At 58.7% G+C, this 18,314-nt stretch carries 14 protein-coding genes and 2 pseudogenes; 8 read left to right on the top strand and 8 right to left on the bottom strand.

Going from position 1 to position 18,314, the window contains the following annotated elements:
- Window positions 1-168: 168 nt before the first annotated feature.
- The 4 genes and pseudogenes from FXB38_RS19760 to FXB38_RS19735 all read left to right on the top strand — a co-directional run bounded on the left by FXB38_RS19760 (window position 169) and on the right by FXB38_RS19735 (window position 5,788).
- Window positions 169-1,269, top strand: coding sequence for an IS630 family transposase (locus tag FXB38_RS19760; RefSeq protein WP_148752658.1), 1,101 nt, complete (start codon window positions 169-171; stop codon window positions 1,267-1,269).
- Window positions 1,270-1,596: 327 nt separating this feature from the next.
- The gene (locus FXB38_RS19755; RefSeq protein ID WP_148752657.1) at window positions 1,597-2,955 is read left to right on the top strand and encodes a tyrosine-type recombinase/integrase; all 1,359 of its coding nucleotides are present in this window, start codon (window positions 1,597-1,599) and stop codon (window positions 2,953-2,955) included.
- Between the two features lie 294 nt (window positions 2,956-3,249).
- Window positions 3,250-4,997 (top strand): annotated as a pseudogene (locus FXB38_RS19745) (IS1634 family transposase).
- 473 nt (window positions 4,998-5,470) lie between these two features.
- Window positions 5,471-5,788, top strand: coding sequence for a hypothetical protein (locus FXB38_RS19735; RefSeq protein WP_148752655.1), 318 nt, complete (start codon window positions 5,471-5,473; stop codon window positions 5,786-5,788).
- A gap of 338 nt (window positions 5,789-6,126) precedes the next feature.
- On the opposite strand, the gene FXB38_RS19730 is transcribed toward FXB38_RS19735, so the two are convergent.
- Entirely contained in the window at window positions 6,127-6,618 is a 492-nt protein-coding gene (locus FXB38_RS19730; protein WP_148752654.1) for a hypothetical protein, read from the bottom strand.
- A 627-nt stretch (window positions 6,619-7,245) separates the two neighbouring features.
- On the opposite strand from FXB38_RS19730, the gene FXB38_RS19725 reads away from it, so the two are divergent.
- Together FXB38_RS19725 and FXB38_RS19720 are read left to right on the top strand one after the other, a co-directional pair.
- Window positions 7,246-7,602 (top strand): hypothetical protein, encoded by a 357-nt coding sequence (locus FXB38_RS19725; RefSeq protein ID WP_148752653.1) that lies wholly within the window; start codon window positions 7,246-7,248, stop codon window positions 7,600-7,602.
- Window positions 7,593-10,283, top strand: coding sequence for a caspase family protein (locus tag FXB38_RS19720; RefSeq protein ID WP_148752652.1), 2,691 nt, complete (start codon window positions 7,593-7,595; stop codon window positions 10,281-10,283). Before FXB38_RS19725 ends, FXB38_RS19720 begins: the two co-directional genes overlap by 10 nt.
- A gap of 339 nt (window positions 10,284-10,622) precedes the next feature.
- On the opposite strand, the pseudogene FXB38_RS43890 reads toward FXB38_RS19720, so the two are convergent.
- The 7 genes and pseudogenes from FXB38_RS43890 to FXB38_RS19690 all read right to left on the bottom strand — a co-directional run.
- Window positions 10,623-10,901: pseudogene (locus FXB38_RS43890) on the bottom strand (hypothetical protein); the annotation flags it as partial.
- Window positions 10,902-11,423 (bottom strand): ubiquitination-like system serine protease family protein, encoded by a 522-nt coding sequence (locus FXB38_RS19715; protein WP_148752651.1) that lies wholly within the window; start codon window positions 11,421-11,423, stop codon window positions 10,902-10,904.
- Window positions 11,420-13,141, bottom strand: a complete 1,722-nt coding sequence (locus FXB38_RS19710) for a glycosyltransferase family protein (RefSeq protein WP_148752650.1) — start codon at window positions 13,139-13,141, stop codon at window positions 11,420-11,422. The genes FXB38_RS19715 and FXB38_RS19710 overlap by 4 nt, the downstream gene beginning before the upstream one ends.
- Window position 13,142: 1 nt before the next feature.
- Window positions 13,143-14,474: a HesA/MoeB/ThiF family protein gene (locus FXB38_RS19705; protein WP_148752649.1), complete on the bottom strand. Its 1,332-nt coding sequence runs from the start codon at window positions 14,472-14,474 to the stop codon at window positions 13,143-13,145.
- Entirely contained in the window at window positions 14,471-14,869 is a 399-nt protein-coding gene (locus FXB38_RS19700) for an E2/UBC family protein (RefSeq protein WP_148752648.1), read from the bottom strand. Before FXB38_RS19700 ends, FXB38_RS19705 begins: the two co-directional genes overlap by 4 nt.
- Entirely contained in the window at window positions 14,869-15,120 is a 252-nt protein-coding gene (locus tag FXB38_RS19695; protein WP_148752647.1) for a multiubiquitin domain-containing protein, read from the bottom strand. The genes FXB38_RS19700 and FXB38_RS19695 overlap by 1 nt, the downstream gene beginning before the upstream one ends.
- 35 nt (window positions 15,121-15,155) lie before the next feature.
- Window positions 15,156-16,022 (bottom strand): BrxR family helix-turn-helix transcriptional regulator, encoded by an 867-nt coding sequence (locus FXB38_RS19690; RefSeq protein ID WP_148752646.1) that lies wholly within the window; start codon window positions 16,020-16,022, stop codon window positions 15,156-15,158.
- 386 nt (window positions 16,023-16,408) lie between these two features.
- Between FXB38_RS19690 and FXB38_RS19685 the strand changes: the two genes are divergently transcribed.
- On the top strand, window positions 16,409-17,218 hold the full coding sequence (locus FXB38_RS19685; protein WP_148752645.1) for a DUF6088 family protein: 810 nt from the start codon (window positions 16,409-16,411) through the stop codon (window positions 17,216-17,218).
- The gene (locus FXB38_RS19680) at window positions 17,215-18,291 is read left to right on the top strand and encodes a nucleotidyl transferase AbiEii/AbiGii toxin family protein (RefSeq protein WP_148752644.1); all 1,077 of its coding nucleotides are present in this window, start codon (window positions 17,215-17,217) and stop codon (window positions 18,289-18,291) included. Before FXB38_RS19685 ends, FXB38_RS19680 begins: the two co-directional genes overlap by 4 nt.
- Window positions 18,292-18,314 lie beyond the last annotated feature (23 nt).

Raw genomic sequence — 18,314 nt, 5'->3', positions numbered from 1 at the left:
TCTGATTCCGGATACTAGCTCGTTAGCAACTGATAGGGGGGCCAGGTTCCGGGACTATTACCAAGATTCTGACCACTAGACGACCGATTCCATGAACTTGGCAGTCATGGAACGGGACGTTTGTTTGTGGATTCTTCGTTTACGATTGACTGAACGAGGAGTTTCATCATGGCAGGATGGCGGCAAGCGGTCGAGTTGGCGATGACCGATGAGGAGATTGAAACACTGACGGCTCTTTCGCGGTCGAGGACCGAACCGGCGCGCCGGGTGTCGCGGGCCGCGATGCTGCTTGCCTACCGCGAGACCCCGTCGTTCTTTGCGGTGGGACGAAGACTTGGCGCCCATCATCAGACGGTCCAGCGCTGCGTCGAGCGGGCGGCGGCCGATGGCGCGCTGGCGGCGCTCGACGAGCGCCCGCGACCGGGCAAGGAGCCGGTGATCACGCCGGCGGCCAAGGCCTGGCTGGTGTCTCTGGCGTGCGACAAAGCCAGGGAGCACGGCTATCCGCACGAGTTGTGGACGACGCGGCTGTTGGCCCGCCATGCACGCGAGCATGGACCAGAGGCCGGACATGAATGTCTCGCCCGTCTGGTTCAGGGCACGGTGTGCAAGCTTCTCGGTCATGAGGAAATCAAGCCGCACAAGGTGCGCTACTATCTTGAAAACCGCGACGCCGAGTTCGAGCAGAAGATGGCGGAGGTTCTGTATGTCTATCGCGAGGTCCAGGTCCTGAAAAAAGCCGCCGCCAAGTCGAAGAAATCGGACAAGTCGGTAGCGATCGTCTCCTACGATGAGAAGCCGGGAATCCAGGCCATCGCGACGACAGCGCCGGATCTGCCGCCAGTGTCGGGCGTGCATGCGACCTTCGCGCGCGATCATGAGTACAAACGTCACGTCCACGCGCTCGTCCAAGACCGCCACCGCAGCCGAGAGTTCATAGAATTACTCAAGCTCCTTGATGCCGCTTATCCGGCCAGGACCGCGATCAAGTTGATCCTCGATAATCATTCCGCGCACATATCGAGAGAAACCAGAGTCTGGCTCGATACACGACCGGCAGGCCGCTTCCAGTTTACCTTCACGCCCAAGCACGGCTCCTGGCTCAACCTCGTCGAGGGCTTCTTCTCCAAGTTCGCCCGCTCCGTCCTGCGTCACATCCGGGTGAGGTCAAAGCATGAACTCAAACAGCGAATCATCGCCGGAATCGACGACGTCAATCGCCATCCCGTCATCCATACCTGGTCCTACAAACTCGCCGACGCCGCCTGATATGATTCGAACCAAGAAAACGCTGAACTAGTTTGACCTGAATCGAACCTGCAGCCCGACCGTTATGAACCACAATCCGTAGACCTGAGCTAACCTAATCAAGCCATAGTTTTGTTGTAGAAGTCCTTGCAGCGCAGGGATTTGTGGCCATTTTGGCCCATAGGAGGCCATAGGTGGCCTTGCTACATTTTGTATGCCTCTGCCGTGCCCTTCGTGAATTTTCCCGTGGGGCACAACAGAGCTGGGAACGTGGAGGGAACGGTTTGTGATCCGTTTCTTGAGTCTTCCTCGACGTGACCCAGGGCACAAGGAGCAAGGGCACAAACGATGGAAAACAGCGAGAAGGGTCTCAGAGCCGAAGTGACGACGAACTACCTGAGGCTCACTGACGCGGCGATACGTGCAGCCACGCTGCCGCCGGGCAAGCCGCAGTACTATCTGCACGACACAGAGCAGCCGGGGCTTGCCATCAGGATGCGCGCGACTGGTGGGCGGACCTGGGTCTTCCTGTTCACCAAGCCTGGGACGAGAGGCACCCAGCGCAAGACCCTGGGCGCATGGCCCAAGTTCAATGAGAAGGCCGCGCGCAAGGCCGCTACCGTCGCCGCCGGCGAGGTGGTCATTGGGGTCGATCCGAACGACGCCAAACGCGAGGCAAAGCGACAACAGCTGGCAGAGAGGCAGTGCACCACGCTGGCGACCCTGATCATTGAAGATGGCCCCTACGAAATGTCCTTGACCGGACGCCAAGTCGTCAATTGGAAACCGGCAATGTCGGCGCTGCGACGCGGTCTGAAGGATCATTTCGATCTCGCCATCGGCGCGCTGACGCGACGGCAAATCATGGCGGCGGTGGACAAGATCGCCAAGACCGGCAGGCGCGGCGCAGCCAAGGACTTGCGCAAGCACACGCACACCTTCCTCGAATGGTGTATCGGCGAGGGTTACGTGGAGCACAACGTACTCGCCGGCTATCGCGCGCCCAAGGAAACCCGTGCGCAGAGAGTTGGGCGCCGAACGAAAGGCCGCGCGCTGACCGATGAGGAGATCATCAAGGTCTGGCACGCATCCGGCAAGCTCGGGGCTTTTGGGCAATTAGCGCGCATGTGCCTACTCGGTGGCCCGCGTCGCAGCGAGCCAACCATCATCGAATGGCAAAAGCACATCATGGATGACCGCATCACCTTCGATGCGGCATGGACCAAGATGGGCCTGCACCACGATGTGCCGCGCACCCACCTCGTTGACGAGGTGCTCGCGGCAGCTAAACATTTCCAGCGCGCGACGTCCGACTACGTCTTCCCGTCACCGAAGACCGGCGGCCAGATGTCGGGCTTCACCAAGATGGTCAACCGTCTGATCAAGGAAGCGGATGTCGCCAAGTTCACCATGCATGACTTAAGGCGGAGCTTGCGAACCATCATGTCTCGTTGCGGCTACGACAACGAAATCCAGCGGCTGTGTGTGGGGCAAAAGCCGCGTGGAATCGATCAGGTTTACAATCACGACGAACAGTGGATTATCCGAAACATGGCGTTCGAAGCGGCTCATGACTACATCGCGCAGTTAGTCGGCGCGGAACGGGTCGGGAAGGTGGTGCGGCTGCAGCGGACGAATCCGCTCGACCCCATCAAGGCTGAACTGCTCGGCCGTCTCCGCGAGCATTATGCGGCTGGGGGGCCTTAGTGGTTTTGTCGCACTTGGCCAGATAGTCACGCACTGCATCGACACGATAGAGTGGCCGGCCATCGACGTAGCGCCATTTCAGCGGGTGGTTCAGATCGCGCCGCCACTGCTCCAGCGCTCCGGGCGTGCGTCGGATGACCGCGGCTGCCTCTAACGCCGTCAGATTAGACCGAAGTTTTCACTACGCATGACTTGAAAGCTGAGTCGCGGCAGGGCTTTGGGGGAAGATTTTCTCTCGATTTGCGTCCATGTAACGGGCTTCCCAAATCAGCTCTGTTGTGATTCGATTCGGGAATGTTCATCGAGACGGTTCCGAATCGGGATAGTCCGCCGGCGGTTTTGCTGCGGGAGAGCTATCGCGACGCGGAGGGCCGGACCCAGAAGCGGACGCTGGCGAACCTGAGCAAGCTGCCAGGTGAGGTGGTGGCGGCGCTCAAGGCGATCCTCAAGGGCGGCACGCTGGTTGGCCCGGGCGTAGATCAATTGCAGATCGAGCGTTCGCTGCCGCATGGCCATGTCGCGGCGGCGCTGGGGATGATCCGCAAGATCGCTTTGGATCGGTTGATCCTGAGCACGGCGAGAGATGCTAAGGCACGGCGCAATTGCGATCTCGTGGTGGCGATGATCGTCGATCGCCTGATCATGCCACGCTCCAAGCTCGGCTTCGTGCGCGCAGTGGACGAGGAGACAGCAACCACGAGCCTTGGCGCGGTTTTGGACCTCGGGCGGGTCAAGGAGCGCGAGGCTTACGAGGCGTTGGATTGGCTCCTGGAGCGCCAGGTCAGGATCGAGAACGGCCTGGCGCGGCGGCATCTCGAGGACGGCGTGCTGGTGCTCTACGACGTGAGCTCGTCCTACTTCGAGGGGCGTCACTGTCCGCTGGCGCAATACGGCCACAGCCGGGATCATCGCGGCGACCGGCCGCAGATCGTCTATGGGCTTCTGTGTACGCGCGATGGTTTGCCGGTCGCGATCGAGGTGTTCGAGGGCAACACCGCGGATCCGATGACGCTGAAATCCCAGATCGAGAAGCTCAAGTCGCGCTTCGGCATCAAGCGCGTCGTGCTGGTTGGGGACAGAGGCATGATCACCGCGGCTAGAGGATCCGGGACGATCTCAAATCCTCAGGCCTGGACTGGATCACGTCTCTGCGCGCGCCGCAAATCCAGGCCTTGGCACAAGAGAACGGCCCGCTGCAGCTCTCGCTGTTTGACGAGCGGGACTTGGCGGAGATCAGCTCGCCGGACTTCCCGGGTGAGCGGCTGATCGTGTGCCGCAATCGCGATCTGGCAACGGAGCGTGCCCGCAAGCGCGAGGCGCTGCTTGTTGCGACCGAACGGGAACTCGCGCGTATCCAGGCGCACGTCCGTCGCAAGGGTTCACCCTTGCGCGCGGCCGTCGAGATCGGCCTGACGGTCGGCGAAGTCGTGAATACCAAGAAGATGGCCAAGCACTTTGCGCTCGACATCCGTGACGGCCACTTCTCTTGGGCCCGCAAGGTCGATCAGATCGCGGCGGAGGCCAAGCTCGACGGCATCTATGTCATCCGTACCAGCGTGCCGGCCGAGGACCTCAGCCCCGCGCACGCGGTCCAGGCTTACAAGGATCTCGCGCGCGTGGAACGCGCCTTCCGTTCGATGAAGACGGTCGATCTGGAAATCCGGCCCATTCGCCACTGGACCGCTGATCGCGTGCGCGCCCATGTCTTCCTGTGTATGCTTGCCTATCACGTCGAGTGGCGTCTGCGCCAAACGCTGGCGCCGCTCTTGTTCCACGACACCGATCTCGAAGCCGCACGCGCTGAGCGCAGATCGCCGGTCGCGTCGACCGAGCCCTCAGCGACCGCAAAATCCAAGAAGGCGATCAAGCGCAACGCAAATGGCGACCCCGTCCACAGCTTCGCCGGCCTCATCGATCATCTCGGGACCATGACCCGCAATACCATGCGCATGCCGCTTGCGGCCAAGCATCGCTTCACGCTGCTGTCCAAATCCACGCCGCTTCAGGAGGCGGCATTCAAGCTCTTGGGCTTCGGCCCGTAGCTGTGTCCAGTAACCGAAAAAGCCGACCACAAAAACAATGAGTCGGATCAGGCCCTTGCAGAGTTCTTCAATGAAAACTTCCGATTAGAGCTGCCGGGCAGTGCGTCGATATCGAACGTTGCGGGCGGCGGCACACCGCGGTTCTTGCGGGGCCGCTTCGTGATACGCGGCATTTTCCCACTATTTGGCGACCCTAAGGCCTCGACCCGAGTCATTTCCTCCTTGCCGCGCATGCCTCCACCTCGAACCATGATCGGTCTGAGGCAACAAGATCGTAGGCTGCTCCAGCACGAAAGAAGCCAAGTGCGCAGGTATGGCTCCTGGGTAGCTGTGGCGTACAAATAGGATGAACCGGTTCGATTGGTCTGGGACGCGCCGCGCAGAAAATTTCCCGACGTTTAGCCTTTCCTTAAGGTTCTCTGCGTATGGTTATGGTGCCGACATCCGAAAACAAACAGGTTTTTGAGGCTCCCATGACCGAATCGCTCGAAGATGTTGCGGATTTAGACATCCAAGATACATCCTATCTGGCAAGCCCTGGCATCACTGGTGCCGACCTCAAGGCTTGGCGCAAAAGGCACGGGTTCACCCAAGAAATGCTTCGCCTCGCGCTTCAGGTCGGATCACGGCAAACCATCATCTCCTGGGAGAAATCCACGACGAGGCTTCCGCGTTATGTCTATCTCGCCCTCATAGGGCTGGAGCACCTGGACCACGGTCACGGGTTCATGACCGGATACAGATTCTCGGCCTCCGAAGCCCGTGCAGCTCGCAAAAAAGCGACGTTCTGAGGCTTGCAATGATGCCGGCCGCCCATAATTCCACGAATAGGCCTCCCACCTACGCCCTGTCGGTGGACATCGGGGTCTGGGTCGAGGATCTATGGAAACTATGGGGTGATGCCCCGTCCTGCCAGACGTTAAAGCGGCGACATCCGATCCCTGGTGCCCTGACAAGCACCGCGTGGTGGGCCATTGGCCACGCAAAGCGATCCCTAAAGCTGCAAACAGCCCCACGGGCTGATGGATCGCTACTATGAAAACCATCGGTTGGGCCGCAATCGTTTACTCAGTACATGACGCATACACGTTCGGCGCGCTTGTCGTGCTGATCGTCGGCGAACTTGCGGTCACTCGGCTTCCGAAGAAGAAGCGGCCTGCGCGCCCTTAACGCGGCTATCAAGCGTCGCAATGAAGCCGCCACACGTCGAGCACGCCATCATCGCAATGTAATCGTCAGGCTCATTCTCAATTAGGGCGGCATTTTCCCAGGTCATTGTCGCCAAATATTTCTCCTTCAAATCGGCCATTCTGCGATCAATCTTATCGGCGTCCAGGTTGTGCGCGATCGTATTGCGGAGACTGTTGGCGGCGTTGAGAATGCCCCACCAAGGTTCGTTCTCTTCACCTTTGGCGAATAGTTTGCACTTTTCCATTTTGTCCGAGAATTTCATCCTGCGGAGCTTTCTTTTGGAAACACCATTTGTAGTGATGTAGTCGTTCATTATCTGCTCAGCTTCCAGGTGATTACGCAAAATGGAAAGCGTCAACGCGTTCATATTCTCTGCGCGCTGGCGAGCTTCCGCGATACGCTGTTGAAATTCCGGATCGTCAAACTTCACGTGAAGGCCTTCCTTTCGGTTGTGGCCGGAGACGATAGCACGCACGGTGCTAAGCACGCATCATGCTTTGCACAAAGGTCGAATGTCCGCGAGGCGCTTGGTGCCCCTAGATCTGGGCCTACACCCGAGCTCGGCTCGACGAGATCACAGTTGCTGCCGTCCAACTTCTAGATCAATAAGGGAATCCACTACATCATGATCGATACCGACGCGGCGAAGAATTGAAGCTATCGGAATTGCCGTGGTACAATGATCCGGCGCGAGGCGGTCAGCTTGACCGATGAACAAGTGGCGCCGAACTACAGCTGGCGGCACCGACGCGTTGCATGCGGAAACATTAGCGCACCCGAGATACAATGTGGTCGCCGCGAAGACGGTGGATCGGAGGACGACCGGGCGCCGTAAAGGCTGACCTTCAGCTCTACGGTGTGTGGTCGGAAAGATTCGTTACGATTGGACGCGTCGGCGTGGACGTTGTCTATGGTCACCGGCCGCTCGATCGTGCAGTAGAGCTTTGCCGAAATTGCTCGGTTGGTTTAATAAGATGGGAGGCCTACAACTGGAGATTTATCCGGGGACGGCGTAGATTTGTTGCTCGGTCGGGTTGCGGCGAGCTGGGGGACTGCTATGGCGCAAGAACTGTTCACTATCGCTACGTTGGGTACATTCGCGGGGGCGACTGCCGCTACGGTGGTCGTCGGCAACACGCTGCAGTCCGTATTCAGGGTCAGCGCAAAGTGGCTTACGTTACTCCTCGCGGAAGCGATCGTGATCCTTGTTGCGGTCTTCAATCACACCAGCGAGCTGAGCGGCTATTTCGTCGCCATTCTCAATGGCTGCCTAGTCTATTCTGCGGCGGTCGGTCTCAATACGATGACGTCGAAGGCACCCCCGCCCGAAGGGCCGACGGCGCGGTCCACGGAAGAGGCCGGCCTGCCGCCGCGTCAGAACGTTCGTGGAGGCTTCTTTAGCCGATGGTGGTAGCGACGCAGTCGAGACCCGCGTTTCCCGAAGCGCGCACGTTCGTCCTGCTGATAGGCATTTCCAACAATCCGGCCTTCACCAAGCTCGGTGCTCCTGCCGCCGACGCCGCTGCCTTATACGGGGCTCTCGTCGACTTCAAAGGATGCGGCCTGCCGGCGGAGGACGTGACCTTGCTACCCGAGGTCGATGCGACCGGCGACAGGATCTTGAAGGAGATCGCCGCCATCTCTTCGAAAGCCTCGAAGACCGATCGCATCTTCATATATTTCGCTGGCCACGGGATGCAGCTCCCGTCGGATTTCGGACTGGTTGCTTGGGACACCCGGCCCGGCGACCACCCGCAACCTCCCGTGCTCGGCTCCGAAATCGGTCGTGCGCTATCGGATACATATGCCTATGGCGTACTCTTGGTCATCGACTGCTGCTACGGCGCGAGCTTCGCGGATTATGTTCCGCAGTTCTTCAGGTCGCGGGGAGCGGGCGGATATCGGGTACTGCTCAGTTCGACGCGGGCAAATGAACGCTCGTGGGAAGCCGCCGGCGGCGGCAGCACGTTCTTCTCGACCTACCTGCGGCGGTCCATCGACGGATCCGATCCGGTCGGGCTGATTCCCGGCGCAATCTTCCTGTCGGACCTGACCCGGCACATAGCCGCCCGCGTCTCCACCGAAGTTAAGAAGCTGAACGAGAGCTATCGGCAGGAACAGACGTTCAACGGAGCCTACGGGACCGATCCGCTTGTATTCAGGCAGGCTCGGCTCACCGAAAGCCGGATCCTTCTGCTGCTGGCGCGATTTTCCTGGCGAGATATCGTCCGCTTCGCAGTCATTTCGACCGTCGCATTCCTGAGCGTGGCGTCGGTCGCATTCATGACTCACTATTCGGTCCTGGAGCGGTCGCTCTACGCGACGACGGTAGGCGATTGGATCGACATCGACGTGGGTCGGTGGGGTACCCATGCATACGGCTTCCCGAAGCTGTTTTGGCAGAGTGACTTTACGCGCGACGACGTCCTCGCGACTTCTCAGTTGCGGAACGCCGGCGGGATCGTGAACGCTCCGATCGAGCAGCCCGTGCTCCCGACCCTACGAGAACAACTGACCCCAGGTGCGCGGATCCGGCTCGCCTACTGGGCCGGAGAGGACGACGAAGCTCGCAAAGGGCTCTTGGATCTTTGGAAGACCGACAAGTCGCTGACGGGGGCGGTCCATTTGGTGCCCAGACTTGCGCGACGCGAGGACTTGCAATGGCTCGCAGCCGTCCAGGCGGAAGCGCCGGACGAAAGGGTGAAGGCGTTCGCATCGGTGGCGGCTGCAAGGGTCGCGCCGGGCGATCCCGCATCCGGCTTCCGGCAACCGAGGAGAGGACCCTACACACTTCCCATGGAATTGCTGACGGCGGCGGCCCCACCGTGCAGCGAGGCGGTGCGCGACTATGTCGTCGGCCTCCTCGGCAAGGTGCCTTCCGAGGACTACCGCTCGGCCGGCATCAATGCGGCCCTGCGGCTCGGGTGCGAGATACCTCTCGACGCGTTGCCGATGATACTGATCTACAGTTTCGGACTGTTCGCGGTGGACGATATCGCCGGCTACATCGATTCAAGGCAGTCCTCCAGCGACCAATTGCTTGCCATGCTGCCCAGGTTCGCGACCGCCGACCCCGAAAAGTCGGACCTTCCGAAGAAGACCATAGCGGTCATCGCCGTATCCGAGCGTGCGCCCTGCGTGCCGGCCCTGAAGGGGCAACTCGGCGCCGCCGATCCGGACGTGCGGGCTCTGGCCGTCGCCGCACTGCTCGCTCATTGCGACGACTCGGTTGTGGGCGATCTCGAGGCGGCCACGGCATCGACGCCGGAAGTCGTGGCGATCTTCGCCATGCACGGCAGAGTTTCGGCCCCGCAGGTCAGGTCGCGGCTTGCCGAAAAGAACCTGGAGGTCGAGGACGCGTCCTATCTCCTGGTTGCTCTCGGTGCGGTCGGATCGGCGGAGGATATCGAGGCCATCCGAAATTTCGTAGCACGACGCCCGGACGCGGAGGAAGGCGTGCGTATCGCCGCGGTGTTGGCGCTTCACCGACTGCACGCGCCAGCTTCATATGCGGCACCGTTCCTGAACGGTATCTTCGAGTCGAGCAAGTTGGCCTTGGAGTGGATCGTCGATGTCGACCCTGCGGGAGCGGTCCATCTGATGCGCGAGGCCGTGGAACGGCGCAGCGGGGAAGCGTTCGTCAAGTTCGCACAGCGTCTGCCCCTCACGCCGGGCGACATCGAATTTCTCGAAAGCGCGGTCAGGAGCGGAGACGCCGCGGCGGCGGGTATACTCGCGCAGATTCAGCCGGCCGAGAAGGTCGTCGAGCTCCTGTCGAGCCCCAACCGACGTGTGAGGTCCGAAACGGCGACGTGGGCATCGGCCAATCCGCAGATGTCGGAGGAGACGCTCGAGAGCAGCAAGTCGCGTTTGCCGAACGGCCACGTACGACAGCTCCGTGGCGATCTCCGTGCGAAGAAGATGATTCTCGACCTGTTGGAGGGTGCGCCTCAGGAAACCCGTCCTTGGCGCGCCAGGCTTCTCGCCGCGACCTGGAGGCCTGAATTGAGGAGTGGACTTCTACTGTTGCTTGAGGGCTATCGAGGAAGCTCGCCCATGCGGAACTTCTGGGCCATCCGTCAAGGTTCGCCCTGAAGGCGCGACTTCGCCGCCGTGAAAGAGCGCAGTCGCCCGGAGGCGGAAGAAGGCGCACTACGTTCCGGACGCCAGCGCAGCCACGACCGCTTTTCTTTTCCGGGTGCCTCTTACCGGCAGCTCGCTCTGATCCGATTGATCCAACTATTCCAGGAATTCTTGTATCCCGTGTCTGGTGGCAATCTCGTCCCCCATCCCGAAATCAAAACGAGTTGGCTGGGCCGGCATTGAACGCACAGTTTATCCTTTTGTGAATTAAGGGGAAAAATCAACGGCTTTTCTGGCGATACCAACAAAACTACCAGCGAACACCGGTTCGTCAGGCTCATAACCTGAAGGTCATAGGTTCAAATCCTCTCCCCGCAACAAAGTTTTAAGCCCTTGAAAACGCATCGTTTTCGAGGGCTTTTTGCTGCCCGAACTAGAGCCCGAAATGTCGTTCGTGGAAGCGCGTGGAAGCGGCAGGAGGAAAGTCGCAGCGTAAAGCCGGCAGAGTTGGCTGCGATGTAATGACTCAATTGTGATCGGGGGGCGCTTAGGCAGGGGCCGCTGCAGCACCTTTGCCTCGTCCCACGGTGCCCGCATCCAAACGTCTCGCTCTTCGTCGGTGGTTAGGATCTAGCGTCGCCGAAAACGGCCTTTCGACTGACCCGATCCTTCGATGGCCTTGCCCTTTCCGCAAAGCTTTCGGCAACATCGCAAAACATCCCAAGGTACGCTGCCGGCAATTTGATCGGATATCTCTTCGATTGATTGCTCTCGAACGGACAGGGTTTCGAGTACCCGGTCGAGCAACTCGGCATCACTGAGCTCTCCCTCATCCAGCCACCAATCGTCTCCTCGCGGTCCAAATAGCAGGATTTTGCCGCGCCAAATGATGAAGTGGCTTTTGCAGTCGGTATCGCGCCACACGGAGGGATAAACGCTTGTTCCGTTTGGGGATTCATACAGTCGCCATGCTGGACCAGCGCGTCGGTCGAGATTTGCCGGCAGCTCAGAACCGCACCCACAGGGACACGACATGATCAGCCAACGTGGGGCTTGGCGAACCACAATGACTGCGTCCCCGGGTTGTTTCAGATAGGCGCTGGCATCGGCGCGTGAAGCAACTTTGGCTTTGATGGTGAAATTTACGATCATTGCCCAACACCCCCGGATCGACGCTTGTGCACGCGAGGTGGCGTCGCCGTAGTCGGCGCCATTGCTCGCAGAATCTTTTGACCAAAGAAGAATGAGATCGCCCGCAATGTATTCGGCTCTTTTTCTTTGAGCTCTGGATGCGGGTTGCAACCTTTGCGAATAAGGCATAGCGCGAGCGTCAACGCGTACTGGCCTGGCTCCCGTTCAGCCGACCAGCTCAACGCGCGAATTTGATTCACCGCGTTAAAAAACCATTCGGTGGGGTCGCCGGGTCTACAGAATGTGGACTGACCCATCTTCAGAGCACTCTCCTCGTAGAGAGGGCTAATCATGCTTAAGAGCTTCTTAGGCGTAAGCCTTCTCTTCTTGAGGTCTTCAATGAATCCTTCGACCAAAAGCCCTCCTTCGAGGGACGCGGGGTCGTAGGTGAGCGGGTAGTGCTGCTCCAGTTTCTCAAAATCTATGAGGATCGCGTCTCCGTGCCGGACGAGCACGTTGGTCGCGTGCATATCGCCATGCGCAGGGGCGACCGAGGTTTCAGTGTTCCCGAGCTGCTCAAATATCGCTTTCAATGGCTCAATTTCGATATCAGCGCGGAGTTTCTTAACGAGCGGTACGCGCTCAGGGGGCAAAGCGATCAATCGGCTTTGTCCTTCAGCGCACCATTTCTTCTCCAAATAGGAGCTAAGCGAAAATTTCGTGTCGACACGCTGTTGTTTCCTCCATCCGCCCAGCGTCTTGTCAAACAGGTTAGCAATGGCATGCCCGCAGCGTCCGCCTCGCGCGCAGGCAATCAGCGACTCTGCGCCATCGACAAAGTCGCCCACGAGAATTCCTTGGGTGGACCCGAGGTTGCAGCGATCGCGGCGCAACCGTGGCCCTAGATAGAAAGGCACATATTCGAATATGTGGCCACAGTATTGGTCGTACTCGTCAATGATTTTTTTGCGTGGCCCGATCTTCACGAAATACACGTGCGGGTAGGCGCCTGTTGCGCCCTGTTGCACTAATCCAGCATCTAGCGAGGCGTAAGCCTTAAAGACGCGCGTGCCCGACAGGCCGCCGTCAAGCGATATCAGTTGGATCTCTGCGCAATTCCAAAACGACCGTTTGAGCAACATAACTCGTTCTTCATGCCCATCCGGTCCAAATCGGGTGAGAAGATTGGCTTCGTCAAATTGTAATCCGAATTTCGGTGATGGGCCGGCGGGTCGATCACAGACTAAAGCCGCGATATCGATCCAAGATGACGCCGTGTCGATAATGTAAACGCACGGTAAAAGAAAAGCGTTCTCTCTCTCGCGTTGGCTTTCGGGAATGGTCTCCCATTCGGTGCGTCGAAGATTCGCTGTTGGGAGCAAACCTTTTCGAAGGGGATTTACGACGAGTTGGCGAGGCATGGCAGTCTGCTGGTCGTCCGTCGCAAGACGAATGTAGACTCGGACATCGTGATCTAGAAGGCGTGGTCCAATCTCAATCAACTCTCGCGGCAAGGTCTTTGGATTTTTGGAGTCCTGAGTCCAAATCACTGCATCAAGTTTAGAGATATAGTCGGGATCGCGAAGTTTATCCGGCGTGACTGGATCGTTTGGATTAGATGGTTCCCATGCGAAGTTGCGCTCGCGAAACCTATCCAAATGTTCGCTTGACGGTACTTCCCCGACGAAAGCGATTTTCGCGCGCGGCGTCCCCTCCGGCGAAAATTCGCGTATCGCCATTTCAATCGTCCCGCGTGAACAAAGGCTGCAGATCCCCACGCGCGAGAACACCCCGCTCGGAGCACACATAGCAATTTGGATTGCGAGTGAACGAAACGGCTCGCAATGACGGGGGGCGCGCGTCGTAGATGAGATGCCTGGCTGCGCTTGGAACGCCGACCATCATGGCCAGAAACATCGTCATCGCCATCGAGGTTACGGTGCCGTTGATCGAGATGACGGCGGGCGCGGGTTCATGTGCTCCTTGAATATACTGGTCCCGGCTCCGCTCTTCGGCGTTCATCATGTCTCGCCTGACCTCTTCGGAATCCAGCAGCCCGCAGCATGTGAAGCACGGCAGTCCCGGCGCGAGTGCCTGGACCCGGCCATGTATGCCTGAGATCTGACCTCCTCTAGCGGTAATGATTGAACCCATGTCGACGCAGGGAATGAGATATTGATACGCGACCTGTTGAATTACCGCGCGGCTCCCATGGGAATCAGTGCACGAGAAGATAAAGTCGGCTGCCCGCAATTCACGAGCAATCGCCGTTCGTGTCACATCGCCGACGACGCGCTGGCACACAGCGTCCGATGTAATTCCCGTAATCATGCCGGCAGCTACGTCCGTCTTGTATCGGTCGACATCGCTGACGTGTGCGCCGACCACGCGGTTAAGATTGGTTGTCTCAATGCGATCGGGATCTACGAGGATGAACTTCCGCACGCCGAGATGCGCCAACTGTTCGGCGGCAATGGAGCCTGTGCCACCCAGACCCACTATGGCGACAGTGAGTGACTCAAGATATTTTTGGCCGGCGGAGCCCAGTGCCCTGACCTGGCGGTCAAATTTCAACGGCGTGGAACCAGAGGCGCCATCGACGTCGAAGAGCACTTGCAGTCGAGGCCCGACCGACACGACGCGCATTGGAGTCTTTTCACCCAGGCGCCTAGCGCACCAGCCCCCGGCGCTGACCACTACGGCGCCATGCACTGTGTCGGGCGCACGCACGGACAAGAAACGCGCTAGATGTATCTCACCATCATCGTCCACCGCGGAGAATTCCGGCGGAGCAGACCCTGGGTGAGAATGTACAAAAATGGCGGAAAGATTTTCGCGAGCGGCCCTTTTGCCAACTTTCGCGATATAATCCGGTTTGAGCTGCGCACTAACGAGCGACCGGTCTGAATAATTGTCATCGGCTGGAAAGTCGATGCGGGATACGACAAGACGGTCCATCTCCGGCAGAACAACGCGGGATGCCAGCAAGATAGCGCAGCGCTCGGTCTCTCTGCCTACGAGCTCACCGATAATTCGGCTGGCATCTCCATCCTGAAACCTGAGCTCGATCATCGAGGCGGGTCCAGTCGCTGAAGAATTACCCGATAGAACTGTTCAAGCCGGTCGCGATTCGGATCCCACGTCTGCAGATGCCAGGAAAACCACGTCAATGGGCGGCCCGGTGTCGTATCGTACGGCAATGGAGTTCCTTCGTTGGTGCTCTGCGGAATCGCGCCATTGGGAAGGCGTAGCGGCGGCGAAACCCAGAAGCAGTCAGGCTTTGCAGCGGGATATCCAGGAGGCGCGACGAAGAGAATGTCGACCTTCTTAGGATTCCAGCCCTCGGGCAAATCGAACCCCTTAATCGTAATGAGGTATGAGCCATCGGCCCGACGCTGAATTTCAGCGTCTTGATGCTTGAATTCCTGAAGGTATTCCTTCAGTTGCTGGAATTGCTCGGCGATCATCAGAGTCCAAATGTCGCTGGTGGGACAGCAAAAAAGTGTTTCACGCGTTCAGTGATACCCACAGCTTCACCGTCGGCTATGCCCTTGTCGGGCCTGTCACCTTCTTCTTCGAGGAAGAGCTGATAATTAGGAGCAACATTGGCGATGGCTTTTATTTCCGCGCCGGTAAGGGCGGTCTTGGCACTTTCGTGGCGCTTTGCGTCCACGTAGAATACGTGAAGTGATTTTTCTGATTTCTCTGCTTCAGACATGTCTTGCTCCTTCTAGGATTGATGCTCGCTATGATTCATAGGTCGTGTATTAAGTCTTCGAACTGAGTGCGGTTTGCCCATACAATTGGCTGGGGCTCCTGCGGTGTTTCGATGCGTAGGTGGCGCACAAAATATGAAACAAGCGAGCGGCGGATCGTTTTGGACAACCGTCCGTCTTGCATGCCGAAGTCGGCAATCACTGAATCTCTCTGGCTAAGCGTCAGATTCGGATTGGGCTCTATCTCGATCACGACGAAGCTCTGCCAATCCGTATCGTCCTGCGGATTCACGCCGCCGATACGGCGTCCGTGAATTTGCAGGAATCTCGTCAAGACGAAATCGCGAAATCGCAAAGTTCCGTGACACCATGCGCGGGCATGCCAGCGAGAACCGTCGAAGGCCAGAGAATGGGGGGCAATCCATTGGCGAGTTGGATCGGGAGTGCGCATCGATTGATATGTCACCTCAATCTCTGTGCCATCACGGATAGCCCAGAGAATTGGCAGGAGCATCTCAATGCGCACACGGCGGACCGGGAGCGTCACAACATCACAGGGCGGTCGGGTCCCCACGAAGCTTACTGATCGCGAAATCGTGCCCATAGTCAGGCCCACGAGCTCGTTCAAATAAGTCTGGGTATCGGGCGCGAGAAACCGCGGCCTGAAATGTTCTGTCGCGCGATAGACTTTCTCGTGACGGTCGTACTCCATGTTGTCTTTGGCCAGATCAAGGTATTTGGCGAAATCCAGCGATGCCTGCTGAACCGAGATATTGAAATATTCGGCCACCTCGCCGCGATTGATTTTGCCGTCCCACAACAAACGAAATTCGATGAATTCCAGTCGCCGATCTTGACCCCAGGGCCGAGGCCGGCGAGTAGCCTCTAGGTCTGCATCTGTCATCTATCAATCTGCAATACGTCGTATAACATGATCAATCATAAAACACGACGCGTTTGATGTCAAGGAGCTACTAGTGTTAGCGTATCCCAATACCATTAGAACTGCCGTCCCCTGCAGCCTAAATCATGGCTATCTGGAGCTTGCGACTGAGCACGTTCCGAGTGTTGGCCGAGTTGTATGCGCGGCTGATGGCTTTGCGCCGGATGCGGGTCGAGACGGCCCGGGCCTGGCTGGCGGAAAGTGCCGGGAACACCTAGCTCGCTCGCGGCCGGGTCGGGCTGAAATCAGGGTAATTTGGCCAGCTAGCAGGAAGGTCCGAAATTTGTATACATATTTCGGACAAGCAATTTTGCAGTACGTCCGAAAAAGTTATACATTTTTCGGACATGACCGACGACTCACCTGATCTCAAGACCACAATCCTGGAGCGCATCCGGGCAGATGCGCCACGCAAGGTCTGGACGCCGACCGATTTCGTCGACCTCGCTTCGCGAGACGCCGTCGACAAGACGTTGCAGCGGCTGACCAACGCCGAAAACCTCAGGCGGATTGACCGCGGGCTCTACGACCAGCTCGGTTTCAACAAGCTGACCCAGAAACCTAACCCGCCCGATCCGCGATCCGTCATCGACGCCGTCGGGCGGCGTGACCAGAACCGGATGCTCGTCGACGGCATGACCGCCGCGAACGACCTGGGCCTGACCGACGCTGTGCCAGCGAAAATCGTGGTCCATACCGACGCGCGCAAACAGCCGATCAAGCTCGGCAACGTCACCATTACTTTCCGTCCAACCGCTGCCAGCAAGCTCTTTTGGGCCGGACGGCCGGCCATGCGCATCATCCAGGCACTTCACTGGTTGCGTGATCTCCTGACCCGTGAAGGCGAGAGTGACCGGGTTAAACAAAAGCTTGCCAAGCTCTTCGATGACCCGTCGGCAGGGCCGCCGCTTAAAGCCGATATCAAGGCTGGCATGACCGCGCTTCCGACCTGGATGCGGGCGTTCCTCAAGCCGCTGATCGGAAGCGACATCAACGTCCAAGATCGGCACGTCGATGCTGACTATGCTGCTGATGATGATCATACGGGTTCGGATCATGATGATCATCATCCCGCTGCCGGCGTCCGGCCAAAGGGCAATTTGGACCTAACCAAAAAGCCGCAATCAGCTAAGCGGGGCGGGGCGAGGAAAACATGAATCGGGCTTTTGATGAGGTCCTCGCAGCCGGAACGGACACGATGTTGAGCGCCTTCGATACGACGGCGCTGCGCCTCGGCACGGTATCCCAAAATATCGAAAAGGATTTCTGGGTGTGCTGGACGCTCGACGCCTTATTCCATGGCCTGAAGGAGGGAGGACCCCGCCTGCTATTCAAGGGCGGGACATCGTTGTCCAAAGGCTTTGGCCTGATCAATCGCTTCTCCGAAGACATCGACGTGACGGTTTTTCGGGACGACATCGGCGAGCCGGCGACCATCGAAGAGCTCAATGCTCTTAGCAACAACAAGCGCCGCGCGCGGCTCGATGCGATCAAAGCGGTCTGCCAAGCCTATATCAACGGTCCATTACGCAACCAACTGACACAGATTCTCAAGGATCGGCTAAAGGCCGCGGGTCTTGATGCAGGCGCGGCACGGGTGGAAGTAGACGACACAGATGCCGACAAGCAGACACTTCTGATCTGGTATCCGACGGCGACGCCGCAATCCGATTATGTCCGCGCCGCGATCAAGATCGAGTCGGGCGCCAAATCCGCCCTTGATCCGAACAGCGAAGTGCCGATTAAGCCCTATGTTGATGACGATCTGCCGGCGCTCGACCTGACTGTTCCGGGCGTACGAACTGTCGACCCCGAACGAACCTTCTGGGACAAGGTCGTCATTCTGCACGGCTTACGGCGTTGGTTCGACAAGCGCGGCGAGCTGCGCGGCGGCGGCCAGCGTGTGTCCCGCCACTATTATGACCTGCATAAGCTCCTTCCGACGCAGGCCGGAGCCTCCGCAATCGAAGACCCGGAGCTCGGAGCCGACTGCGTCGCGCACGCACGGATGTTCTTCAACCGCCTTGATTTCGATCTCGCGAGCGCCGCGCCCGGCTCCTTTGCTCTTGCTCCACATGACGAGATGATCGAGCAGCTACGTGTCGACTACAGAGCCATGACTGGCATGATCTTCGGCGACCCTCCGAGGTTCGAGGCCGTGCTCGAGAGCGTCACCGCGCTCGAGGCGCGCCTGAACAAACGCGCTGGCGAAGGCAGGGCAGCGCGATGAAACGATCAGAAGATCATGTTGGC

The organism is Bradyrhizobium cytisi, assembly GCF_008123515.1.
GTDB lineage: Bacteria > Pseudomonadota > Alphaproteobacteria > Rhizobiales > Xanthobacteraceae > Bradyrhizobium > Bradyrhizobium cytisi.
Note: the sequence above shows the minus strand (reverse complement) of the source record. Positions and strands in the feature narration are given on the sequence as shown.